10 protein-coding genes are annotated in these 10,772 nt (G+C 53.5%); 2 read left to right on the top strand and 8 right to left on the bottom strand.

Annotation, left to right across the window (positions count from 1 at the left end):
- Positions 1-5 precede the first annotated feature (5 nt).
- A complete protein-coding gene (locus ABF979_RS10855; protein ID WP_415559742.1) occupies positions 6-1,373 on the bottom strand; it encodes an LLM class flavin-dependent oxidoreductase in 1,368 nt (455 codons plus the stop codon).
- A complete protein-coding gene (locus ABF979_RS10860) occupies positions 1,373-2,602 on the bottom strand; it encodes an acyl-CoA dehydrogenase family protein (RefSeq protein ID WP_415559743.1) in 1,230 nt (409 codons plus the stop codon). The genes ABF979_RS10855 and ABF979_RS10860 overlap by 1 nt, the downstream gene beginning before the upstream one ends.
- A gap of 657 nt (positions 2,603-3,259) precedes the next feature.
- On the opposite strand from ABF979_RS10860, the gene ABF979_RS10865 reads away from it, so the two are divergent.
- Positions 3,260-4,405: an acyltransferase family protein gene (locus tag ABF979_RS10865; RefSeq protein WP_415559745.1), complete on the top strand. Its 1,146-nt coding sequence runs from the start codon at positions 3,260-3,262 to the stop codon at positions 4,403-4,405.
- Positions 4,406-4,565: 160 nt separating this feature from the next.
- Here the strand turns inward: ABF979_RS10865 and ABF979_RS10870 are convergent, their stop codons facing one another.
- From ABF979_RS10870 to ABF979_RS10885, 4 genes are all read right to left on the bottom strand, one after another.
- A complete protein-coding gene (locus ABF979_RS10870) occupies positions 4,566-5,291 on the bottom strand; it encodes an SDR family oxidoreductase (protein WP_415559747.1) in 726 nt (241 codons plus the stop codon).
- Between the two features lie 63 nt (positions 5,292-5,354).
- Positions 5,355-5,693 (bottom strand): DoxX family protein, encoded by a 339-nt coding sequence (locus ABF979_RS10875; RefSeq protein WP_215750310.1) that lies wholly within the window; start codon positions 5,691-5,693, stop codon positions 5,355-5,357.
- Positions 5,686-6,345 (bottom strand): TetR/AcrR family transcriptional regulator, encoded by a 660-nt coding sequence (locus ABF979_RS10880; RefSeq protein ID WP_415559749.1) that lies wholly within the window; start codon positions 6,343-6,345, stop codon positions 5,686-5,688. Before ABF979_RS10880 ends, ABF979_RS10875 begins: the two co-directional genes overlap by 8 nt.
- A gap of 482 nt (positions 6,346-6,827) precedes the next feature.
- The gene (locus ABF979_RS10885) at positions 6,828-8,234 is read right to left on the bottom strand and encodes a coniferyl aldehyde dehydrogenase (protein WP_415559751.1); all 1,407 of its coding nucleotides are present in this window, start codon (positions 8,232-8,234) and stop codon (positions 6,828-6,830) included.
- A 100-nt stretch (positions 8,235-8,334) separates the two neighbouring features.
- On the opposite strand from ABF979_RS10885, the gene ABF979_RS10890 reads away from it, so the two are divergent.
- The gene (locus ABF979_RS10890) at positions 8,335-8,943 is read left to right on the top strand and encodes a TetR/AcrR family transcriptional regulator (protein ID WP_415559753.1); all 609 of its coding nucleotides are present in this window, start codon (positions 8,335-8,337) and stop codon (positions 8,941-8,943) included.
- Positions 8,944-9,384: 441 nt separating this feature from the next.
- Here the strand turns inward: ABF979_RS10890 and ABF979_RS10895 are convergent, their stop codons facing one another.
- Together ABF979_RS10895 and ABF979_RS10900 are read right to left on the bottom strand one after the other, a co-directional pair.
- Positions 9,385-9,990 (bottom strand): superoxide dismutase, encoded by a 606-nt coding sequence (locus ABF979_RS10895; RefSeq protein ID WP_415559755.1) that lies wholly within the window; start codon positions 9,988-9,990, stop codon positions 9,385-9,387.
- Positions 9,991-10,023: 33 nt separating this feature from the next.
- Positions 10,024-10,566, bottom strand: coding sequence for a hypothetical protein (locus ABF979_RS10900; protein ID WP_415559757.1), 543 nt, complete (start codon positions 10,564-10,566; stop codon positions 10,024-10,026).
- Positions 10,567-10,772: the final 206 nt, after the last annotated feature.

Genomic DNA, 10,772 nt, shown 5'->3' on the forward strand with positions numbered 1-10,772 from the left:
GAGGGTCAACAGCCCCAGGCCGGATGGTCGGGAGCTGGATGTGCGGACATATTCTGCGGAAAAAGCCTTTCACGCAGGGTCTTGCCGTCCTTGGGCTTGATACGGCCACGACGCTTCAGTTCCGGCAAGACAAGGCGGATGAAGTCGTTATAGCTGTCCGGATTAACGAGCTGGATCAGATTGAGGCCATCAGTTTCGGATTCCTCGAGCCATTGCTCAATCTGATCCGCGACGGTTTCACCTGTACCAACGAAAGTTTTGGCACGGCCAAAGCCTTCTGCCGGGCTTGTGGCTTCTGCAATAGTCCATGAACGACCACTAATGGCAGGGTCAAACTGTTCAAGGACAGACTGGCTGGCTTCTGTCGGACGATAGGTCAGGACCTCGTCTGTCTCGTTCTTCGAGAAGTCCACACCCGTCATTGAGGAGTAATGAATGAGCGATCCGGTGGCATCGTAGAAGGCTTTGTATTCCGCAAATTTGCGAATAGCGTCTTCCTCAGTCTCCCCGACCACGACTGCAGCGGCGCAAATGAAGCGCAGACTGCCTGGATCGCGACCTTCGCGAGCAGCGTCCTCACGAATACGCCGGACATTTTTGCGTGTCCCTTCTGCGCCGGCACCAACGACAAAAATAACCTCGGCATGTCGCGCCGCGAATGCGCCGCCCCGGGCTGAAGCGCCTGCTTGAAGCAAAACGGGAACCCGTTGCGGGCTGGGCTCGGCAGTATGACCGTCCGGAACGCGGTAGTACTGGCCTTCATGCCGTATAGGGTGAACTTTTGCCGGGTCGGTATAAATCCACTCACCCGAAGCCGTTTGGCCTCGGATGACAGCATCATCTTCCCAAGATTTCAGCCACAACTTGTAGACGACGCTCATGAACTCGTCTGCCCGGTCGTAGCGTTCGTCATGGGGTATCTGATGGTCCAGCCCAAGATTGCGCGCCGCACTCTCCTGCTGCGACGTCACAATGTTCCAGCCCAGACGGCCCTTTGTCAGATGGTCGAGCGTCGTCAGCTTGCGGGCGAGCAGATAGGGATGCTCATACGTCGTGGACAGCGTGATTCCGAAACCAAGCGTCGTCGTCGCGGCGGCCATGGCGGACACCAGCAGAAGCGGATCGATCAGCGGGGACTGGATACCGTGCTTCAGGGCAGCGTCTGGACTGCCGCCGTAAACATCAATCTGGCCGAGGGCATCCGCGATAAACAGGGCATCGAACCCAGCGTCATCGAGTGTGCGTGCGATGTCGGTCCAGTAGCTGATGTCTTTGTAACGATGTGTCTGGTCAGCGGGATGGCGCCACAGGCCGTAATTCAGGTGCGAGACCGTGGCCATCGTAAAGCCGTTGAGGATAATGTGCTGTCCCATTACGCCACCCCCACGCGCCACTGAGCGGGAGGCAGGGTGCCATTGACAGCGTAGTCCCCAACGACGCGCGTGCGATAGACGCGGGGATTGTGGTTGCCCAACGTGCGAACGTTGCGCCAGTGTCGGTCCAATCCGACGACGCGGAGGGTTGCTCCACCGCTCAGCGCATCGAACAAAGCGGTCGTGGCTTCCAGTACCAGCGGCAAAATCCGATCCTGTACCTGCCAGACTTCGAGTTCGGCACGGGCAACCGTGAGATCGAGCTCTGGGGCAGGGCTGTCTGCAACGGCTTGAATAGCGCGGGCGGCACGTTCAACAGCCGCACCAGCGATATAGGCGCCACTGAAGACATGACCGACAATTTCGAGGATCTGAGGATCTTCCGCCGGAAGGTCTGCATTCCCGTGGCTGAAAGAGCGTTTGCGGCGACGCACGGCATCCGCAACGTCCGTTGCAGCAGCGCGGGCAATCCCGGCGACAGTGGCTAAATGATAGAGTTGAAAGAACGCCTGAGAGTACGGGAAGGCTGTGTTGCCGTAGTGCAGGTCGGCTTCTTCTGTGTGAACATTACGGAAATGCGCGGTGCCACTGGCGGTTAGACGCTGTCCAACGCCATCCCAGTCATCGACGATTTCGAGGCCGGGATCATTACGGGCAGCCAGTGTTTTAACGGTCTGGCCATCTTCCGTAGTGCCCGTGACGGTTAGCCAGTCTGCGTAAAGGGAGCCGGTCGTGAAGAATTTGGAGCCGTTGATGACCCACTGACCATCTTTCTGGGACAGGGTCGTACTGAAAAGATCACGCTTGGACGTTGGGCCTTCTGCTGCTGCTGCGCCTGCGGTCTGTCCGGCTCCAAGGCGGTCGAGCCATTTTGTCCGGTAAGACCCGGCAGGTTCGAACAGGAGATGCTCAACAAAGCCAAAATGGGCCCGGAGCGCCTGTGCGACGTTTGAATCAGCTCTGGCCAATGCGGTGACAAGCGAGAACAGGTCTTCAAGGCTGGCACCAAGACCACCATGCGCAACGGGGACGCGGAGGGCCGTGAAACCACTCTCTTTAAGAAGGCGGATCTGCTCGAAGGGTAATTCGCGATTCAGCTCGGCCCGAAGCGCCTTCGTGCGAATCTGCTCGAAAACAGGAGCAAAGCGGTCGTGAAGATGGCTGGCTTCACGAGCATCCTGGCCCCAGAGCAGGGAGAGATCAGGAAGCGGAGCGGAGATGAAGGTCATGATATCTGCCTGTGACGTGCGGTCCGAACAAGGGGAATGAGAGCTGGGAGGAACCCGGCATCATCGGAGGACAGGGACAGGGCAGCATTACAGACATAGAACCAGGTCATTTCGTGTTTATGTAAGACATGAGAATTAGTGTAGTGATTCTTTTGTTTCGTCAACATGATAGTTATTTATGAAATAAACTATATTATATAGTTATATATCCAAGGGTTGGTTTATGCTTGGAGCAAGATTTGCGGGTGTCTGGAGTTGGCCGTTTCAAGACGGGCGTAAGGGGCAGCATTTTCTAAGCGACTTAAGAAACCTTGTGATGGCCTGTCCGGTCCCAGTCAGATACGGAAGGACCGCCTTCGTTCGAGTATTTGACGTTAACCGGGATCGTAGCCCTAGAATTTAACCGTTCTGGAACTCTTATGCTGGGTTTTGTCGGCTCCAAAGTGAACAAACGTGATCTTAGAGCAACTTTATAAGTAACTATAGCGAACAAGCTCTAATCAAAGCACAACATGAGGAGCCGTCGCCATTTTATGTGGCAATATTACTGCATTTCTCGTGTGTGAGGCCATACTGTTACCATAATTACGATAGCAAACTGATTATCGCCATATTCAATTATGCAGAGGCCCTATGCCGCTTCCGATCCCAATAAACATGAAGCACTTAGCGGAACGTAATGGCGGGATAGATATCCTTCGCGGCCTTGCTGTTGTTCTGGTGGTCATCCATCATATGGCGCTACGGATCCCTCTGGCGCAAACCGGCCTTGCCACTATTTTCCCGTTATGGCTGCTCAAAGCATTTAGTGGAAATGGTCGAAGCGCTGTAACCATCTTCTTCGTCATTTCCGGCTTTCTCATCACCTCTCATACCCTCAAGCGATGGGGTACTTTGAGTCAACTGGATTGGCGAAGTTTTTACCAGAGACGGGCGGCACGCATCTTACCCTGTCTGGTGACCCTCGTTGTGGTCCTTTCAGTGCTCGATCTTGCTCAGGTCCCGGACTACACGATTGAACATACCGATCAGTCTCTTCCCCGAGCAATCCTGGCGGCTTTTGGAATGCACATGAACTGGTACGAGGGCCAAACGGGCTATCTCCCTGGCGGATGGGATGTCCTCTGGTCCCTATCCATTGAAGAAGCCTTCTATATCGGCTTTCCTTTATTCTGCCTGATTACCGCTCATTTTAGCCGGTTTCGGGCATTCATGTTTTTCTGTCTGGCGTTCTCGATGCCGCTCAGCTTGGCTGCACTAACACACGCCTCGCCAATCTGGCAGAATAAGGCCTATCTACCGGGCATGTCGGCTATCGCGATGGGCGTCTGCAGTGCTTTGCTCGCTCATCGCATATCGATAAGCCGGCGCACAGCATTGCGCTCATTGATGGGAGTAACAAGTGCCATTGTTTTCTCATCCTATCTGATCAATGCGCCCTTCTTCTGGAACACATTGGGCAGCGTCGGGGCTCTCGCTCTGACAATCTCGACAGCATTTCTGCTCATTGCGTTTTCGTGGGGATGGATGGCTGATTACACAAAGCGTGGCACCAAGTGGCTTCGATCCTTCGGGTTTATGAGCTACGAAATTTATCTGAGCCATATGTTCGTGGTTTTACCACTCATAGCCCTGTTCCGCATCAGCGGTGGAAATATGTATATAGGCTGGCTATGGTTTGTACCTGCGATCAGTCTTTCGTGGATACTGGGCTATGGCGTGGAGCATCTTTTATCCCGTCCTGCCGGCCGCTGGTTGCGTGGTCGTCCAAAACCGCAGATTATTGATCCAGCTACAACCTGACAGGCTTGTTCATTGTAGATGGATGTTAGTCTCCTATATTCCGACCACACATGATATTTAAAGCGCTCAAAAAGCGAATACTTCAAGTGTCGCGAATTAGGAACGATCCGATTTGCATATGAAATGCAAATCGGATCAAATGCTTGTAGCTGCCCTACACTTACCAGCCCAGAGCTCCATCCTCATTGATGAATGTTCCTGTTGGCCCATCATCGCCCAGCAAAGCATACTGGATCGCGATCTTAGCAGCCTGATCAGGCTTCCGATCTCCATAATGGTTGGTAGCATCCGTCGCGGTTAGGCCGGGACAAATCGCATTCACCTTGATATTCCGGTCAGCGAGAAGTTTGGCGTAGCTGAGAGTCAAAGAGTTCAGAGCAGCCTTGGATGCCTGATAGGTCGGCATGGCCACGTCCTTGTAAACCCAGTCTGCTTCTCCCCGGCTCGAAAATGAGGCGAGAACGGACGACACATTAACAACCCGCCCATGCGCAGATTTTTCAAGCAACGGAATCATCGCGTCGGTGAGTGCCGCCGTACCAACAACGTTCGTTTCAAATGTTCTCGATAGTTTTTCCCGAACTGACAGATCTGGATAGAAATCCAGGCTGATGCCGGCATTGTTTGCCAGAATGTCCAGCCGACCATACTTCTCACGGATTAGCGCTGCCAGACTGTCAATGGTGGCCTGATTGGTCGTGTCGAGCTCAACAGATTCTGCCTGAGCATCTGGTGCGCTGATTTCTGTTGCGACTTCCTGACCTATCTGAAGGTTTCGGGCACCCAGCAAGACCTTGACGCCTTGATGGGCGAGCCCCTGTGCAATGGCGCGACCAATACCACGCGTTGCTCCACTGACGAGTGCAATTGGTTGACTTTGAGTCATGATAAACTTTCCAAAGATTTGAGAGAGGAGGAAAACTCGGTGTCGACTACGGCCCTGAACGCGTCATTTTTTTTGGAGATAAACAGACAATATCAGAAGGCTGAGAACGACGAGTGGGGCGATCGCGTGAGAATATTCGCCATGGAAAACCACCGTGGCGATCGCTGAAGCCATAATGCAACCGCCAAGAACGCTACCAACAATCCGGCTCGCCGATCGCGTCATCAAAAGGGCGGAGGTCAACTCAAGGCATCCGGTTACCAAATGGAACCAGTGCGGATAGCCCCATCGCGCGTACTCTTCTGCAATGGTCTTTGGCGCCATAATATTCCCGGCAGCTCCTATAAGAAAGAAGCCCACCAGGACATATGCTAGAACCTGTTTCGCTGTAATATTACGCATGATCTGTCTCCTGAGCTGCGGAAAGAAAAAGCGAGACGGCCAGAGAAACCGTGCTTCTGTCCTGCTCTTCGGTCGTGCAAGGGCCACCACTCAGCAACTGCAACTGGGCCTCCCCGGTGACCATATGGATGAAAGCGTAAGCCAGTCCTGACGCATCTAATGCAGGTCGAAGTTTGCCCTGCTCCTGCTGCCTCCGGATCCAGGCGGCAAGGACTGATTTTGCGTTATGATGACCGGCGGACCATATGGTCTGCGAAAGCTGGGGAAACCGCTTTCCTTCCGCGATCATTAGGCGGTGCAGTTCAAGTACGCGGGGCTGTTTGATGATATGCAGGATTTCTGCACCGAACTTTTCCAATGTCTGTCGGACGCAGCGATCTTCCAATATGAGGCTTTCAAGCGGCGCAGCCAGTTTCACGCACTCTTCCGCGATAACGGCTGAAAAAAGCCCTTCCTTGCCACCAAAGCGCTCATAGATATTGCGGCGCGATCCGCCGACCTTCTGGATGAGCATATCCATGGAGGTGGCTTCATAACCATGCTCAAGGAAAAGCTCGGTGGCAGAGTACGTAAGCCTTCTGAGCCGCTCGACACCCTTGGGGTGCAATCCCTTTTCGGACGCAAGAGGGAAGGGGAGATCACTAGCCACCATATTCAAACAAGCCCTTCATGCTTTTGAAAGGTATGGTAATATACCGTACCATAATTACAAGAGGCTAGTGCATGAACGGTTTGCCACCACCATCCTGGTTATGAACCTGAGTTTTCCAAGCATCAGGGCTCACCCGTCAGGTTATGCCATAGGAGGAATGGATCCCTGAAGTTTTTGGAGCGTGTTCAGCATATACTCGACATCAAATATGAAACATCCGGTATTAAAGATGCTAAACGAACACGTGTTGATCGTTTGTAAAATGTTTGGTTTTCCGCAGGGGCAGTCGTTTTACCCTTAACAGCATGGACAATTAAAGCATCCAAACCTCGACTGATTGGCATCGGTCATTGAACCGCATCATAGATGGGCGAAATACAGGTTTCTACCGCCTGTCCTGACGGTCTTCGGCCGCTTGGCAAGCCCCGTATCAACAAGACGTCCGATAACACTGGCCCTTCCGATAAGCGGTATACGCGTCATCATCGCAAAATCAGATTTGTAAGGACGTCCGTGAGCTTGCCAAATGGTGGCTGAAGCAGTGTCGCCGCATTGAAACGGCCCTGTCGGTACACACCACGGGCATGTGTGAGCGCGACGAAGCCTTCCTTTCCATGATATGCCCCGATGCCACTGTCTCCCACGCCGCCAAAGGGCAGATCGTCTTGCACATAATGCATCAATGTGCCGTTGATCGTCACGTTGCCTGAAATGGTGCGCTTCAGAAGCCTGTCGCGTTCAGCGCGGTTGTCGCCAAAATAATACAGAGCCAAGGGCCGGGGACGGGCATTAATAAAGGCGATTGCTTCATCACGGGTCCTGTAGGTCAGCACAGGCAGGAGAGGTCCGAAAATTTCCTCCTGCATCACCGCCATGTCAGGTTGGGCATTTAGTATGAGAACGGGCGACAGAACATGACTGGCGGTTGAATCGCTACCCATCCTGATGACCTGTGCGCCATGCTCCTCAGCATCACGGATCAGACCGCTCAACCGCTCGTAATGATGCGTGTTGAGAATAGCTGTATAATCGGCAGAACCCACATAACCGCCCGGATGCAGCTTCTTCACGGCGGCCTCATAGGCCGCAGCAAAAGCGTCCTTATCGCCTTCATGCACCAGCACGTAGTCCGGCGCGATACAGGTCTGTCCCGCATTGGTCAGCTTTCCGAACGCCACACGGTCTGCCACCCGTTGCATGGAAAAACCGGGCTCGATCACTACGGGAGATTTACCGCCCAGTTCGAGCGTGACGGGAGTCAGATTGCGCGCCGCAGCCTCAGCCACCTTCTTGCCGACGGCTGTACTGCCAGTAAACAGGATATGATCGAAGGGTAGAGCCGAAAAGGCAGCGCCCACCTCGCCACCGCCAGTCACAACAGAAACTTGTTCAGGTGCAAAGACAGCCCGAGCAATCTCTTCGATCAACGCGGATGTCGCGGGCGTGAACTCCGACGGTTTAAGTATGGCGCGATTGCCGGCAGCAATAGCCGTTGCCAATGGTACGAGAGCCAGAGAAACCGGATAATTCCACGGGGCGATAATTCCTACGACGCCCACCGGCTGCCGGATTATCCACGCGCTACCGCACTGGAAATAGGCCGATACATGGCGGCGTTCCGGCTTCATCCAATGCCCCAGATGCACGATCATGTAATTGATCGACCGCACAAGCGGAATCAGTTCCACAATAGCGCTCTCGCGTTCGGACCGCTGGCCGAAATCTGCTTTCAGGGCGCGCACGATGTCAGTCCGCCGCTTCAGGATCTCGGCTTTCAGACAACGCAGATGGGTCCGGCGCTGTTTCAGGTCAGGTGGTCCGGCATGCAGAAACGCAGCACGCTGGCGGTCGAGAATGCGGCGCAGCTCGGCAGGCGTAACATCGGACATTGCGTCCTCCATGTTTACAAGAGAAACTTATGCAGGCAAGATATTGAGCATGACGTTCCAGCGTCAATAAAAGTTTCTTCTGTAAACATGAGCCTCACGAATGAGTGAAACCAAAGACCAACCCTATCATCATGGTGATTTGCGCCGCGCTCTGATCGACACGGCGTTAGCCATGCTGGCAGCAGATCAGAACTGGACCTTCACCTTGCGGGAGGTAGCTCGGCGCACGGGCGTCAGTCATGCAGCGCCTTACAAGCACTTCCGCGACAGGGAAGCGCTGCTGCGGGAACTGGCCCGGATTGGGTTCGTCAGGCTTGAAAAGACTATGGCCGAGGCCATGCGCCCGGATCTTCCTTCCACACGCGCACAATTCATGGCCGCAGCGCAGGCCTATATCGGGTTCGCTTGGCAAAACCCCGGACTTTATCGTCTGATGTTCAGTTCTGATGCGGATAAAACGATAGATCCGCAGTTGCATGACGCGGCCATGAGCACATTTGGAATTCTTCTGAGACTTCTGGAAAACGGACAGCGAGACGGGAGTTTCCGGACAGTCGCCATAAGTGCGCAGGCAGCAGCAAGCTGGGGGCAGGTGCATGGTCTCGCCATGTTGGCGATCAGTAACCAACTACTGGAAGAGAAGGTCGGGTCAGCGCCAGTCCCCGCTGCACTGGATGTGCTGCTTGACGGCATATGCTGCAGCAATTGACTCGGCTATCGCACGGTATCCGTAATCCTTCCCTTAATGAGCGACACGGAGCGTAAGAGTAACTACCGTCTTCGTTTCGTCTGGGAGATTGGATTTCTGTTGTGCCTACCCGATCCGACATCGCTTTTAAAACCCCACCAGCCGTTGGGACAATCAGTTCTTGAGCGTATTGACTGTTTTGCCGCTCGTGATCATCACATCAGAAAACAGCCTCTTGTACCGCCAACCCCTCGTCTAAGCCGGGCAAGGGCACGATCATGACTGTCTTTTCTCAATCCTTTAACATCGGCAGATCATAAGAAGTGTTCTCCTGTGATCTGCCGATCAATCCCATGAGGACATTCTGATTCGTACGTCCAACCACGGCGCCTCTGTGATGCAGGCCCGAATGGAGAAATACGAGAATATCCTTCATGACATGACTTCTTTGGAAGGGCTTAATTATGCAGAGAGGGCGACCTGATAACGCTGTTCGACCATCTCCCAATCCACTAGGTCCGTAAGGAAAGCCTCCACGTATTTCGGGCGCATATTGCGATAATCGATGTAATAGGCATGTTCCCATACATCACATGTCAGCAGCGCTGTTTGCCCATGTACCAGTGGAGTATCGGCATTGGCGGTCTTTGTGATAGCCAGTTTTTCACCGTCGTGCACCAGCCAGCCCCAGCCGCTCCCGAACTGAGAAACGCAGGCATTTTTGAATTGGGCCGTGAATGCATCCAGAGAACCGAAATCCGCGATAAGCTGCTTTTCCAAGGCGCCGGGGATAGATCCACCGCCTTTTGCTTTCATGCTCTGCCAGAAAAAGGAATGGTTCCAGTGCTGGCCTGCCTGATTGAATAATACTTTCTGGGCGGCATCCTGAGCCGATTTTCGGATTACCTGGTCCAGATCAAGTCCCTGATATGAACCGCTGGCGGTCAGTTCGTTCAGCTTGTCGACGTAGGCCTTATGATGCTTGCCATGATGATACTCAAGTGTCTCGGCTGACATGTAAGGCGCCAGCGCGTCCAGAGCGTAAGGCAGCTCGGGAAGTTTGAACATTTTCTCTCCAATTCTGTTTGACTAGACCCTCGTCTATGAGGGGTCTCCTAGGGGTGGGACGTCTTCCAGTGAGGTTTGTGCTGCGTAGCCAGAAATCCGATAAACGGCGAGCGCCACAGTCCGGGCATTAAGCACCAGCATCTGGGTTTCCTGCTGCTCGGAAAGCGCCCCGCCCTCACATTCCATCAGTGCAACAACGGCCGGGCGCAGCTGTTCCACACAGGCCAATCGAGCCCGCATGGGCAGGCTAGGCAGTTCGGCTAGGCGAATTAGTTCTGTACAAGCGCGACGCAGAAAGAGAACTGCCTGATCAGGCTTTTTCTCCACGAAATAGAGATCGGATAAATTATGGCAGGAAACGACAAAAATACTGGGGGCCGAAAGAGGCCGCCCGGTTTCCTGAAAATGATCCAGAAGCTCGGAAGCTTTCGTCATGGCCTGCGCATAAAGAGTCCGAGCCCGCTCATGATCGTGAAGTAGGTAAGCCTGATTTGCCTGCCGGGTCAGCTCCTGCCAACTGATACTGGGTTCTGATGACTGATCGAACTGCGACATTTTTACGATATTTCGTTCCATGGAGCTCCACCGCCTAACGCTAGGAAATAAGCAATCACTTCACTTTATGCAATATGCTATATTTATATGCGTATTGAAACCGCATTGGTAGGTCCAGTTGCCCGTAGATTCATGAATTTGCTATGCGGCAATTGGTTGATAATTTTACGGTATAAAATGGTGTTTAATGTGTATCCGCGCGTACCAAGCGATAAATATATTTACAG

This window comes from Gluconobacter sp., from assembly GCF_047723935.1.
Classification (GTDB): domain Bacteria; phylum Pseudomonadota; class Alphaproteobacteria; order Acetobacterales; family Acetobacteraceae; genus Gluconobacter.

Excerpts from the sequence above, each read along its gene's own strand:
- ABF979_RS10895 (WP_415559755.1), bottom strand. The coding sequence starts at position 9,990 with ATGTTCAAACTTCCCGAGCTGCCTTACGCTCTGGACGCGCTGGCGCCT.
- ABF979_RS10870 (WP_415559747.1), bottom strand. The coding sequence starts at position 5,291 with ATGACTCAAAGTCAACCAATTGCACTCGTCAGTGGAGCAACGCGTGGT.
- ABF979_RS10880 (WP_415559749.1), bottom strand. The coding sequence starts at position 6,345 with ATGGTGGCTAGTGATCTCCCCTTCCCTCTTGCGTCCGAAAAGGGATTG.
- ABF979_RS10885 (WP_415559751.1), bottom strand. The coding sequence starts at position 8,234 with ATGTCCGATGTTACGCCTGCCGAGCTGCGCCGCATTCTCGACCGCCAG.
- ABF979_RS10865 (WP_415559745.1), top strand. The coding sequence starts at position 3,260 with ATGAAGCACTTAGCGGAACGTAATGGCGGGATAGATATCCTTCGCGGC.
- ABF979_RS10855 (WP_415559742.1), bottom strand. The coding sequence starts at position 1,373 with ATGGGACAGCACATTATCCTCAACGGCTTTACGATGGCCACGGTCTCG.
- ABF979_RS10860 (WP_415559743.1), bottom strand. The coding sequence starts at position 2,602 with ATGACCTTCATCTCCGCTCCGCTTCCTGATCTCTCCCTGCTCTGGGGC.
- ABF979_RS10900 (WP_415559757.1), bottom strand. The coding sequence starts at position 10,566 with ATGGAACGAAATATCGTAAAAATGTCGCAGTTCGATCAGTCATCAGAA.
- ABF979_RS10890 (WP_415559753.1), top strand. The coding sequence starts at position 8,335 with ATGAGTGAAACCAAAGACCAACCCTATCATCATGGTGATTTGCGCCGC.
- ABF979_RS10875 (WP_215750310.1), bottom strand. The coding sequence starts at position 5,693 with ATGCGTAATATTACAGCGAAACAGGTTCTAGCATATGTCCTGGTGGGC.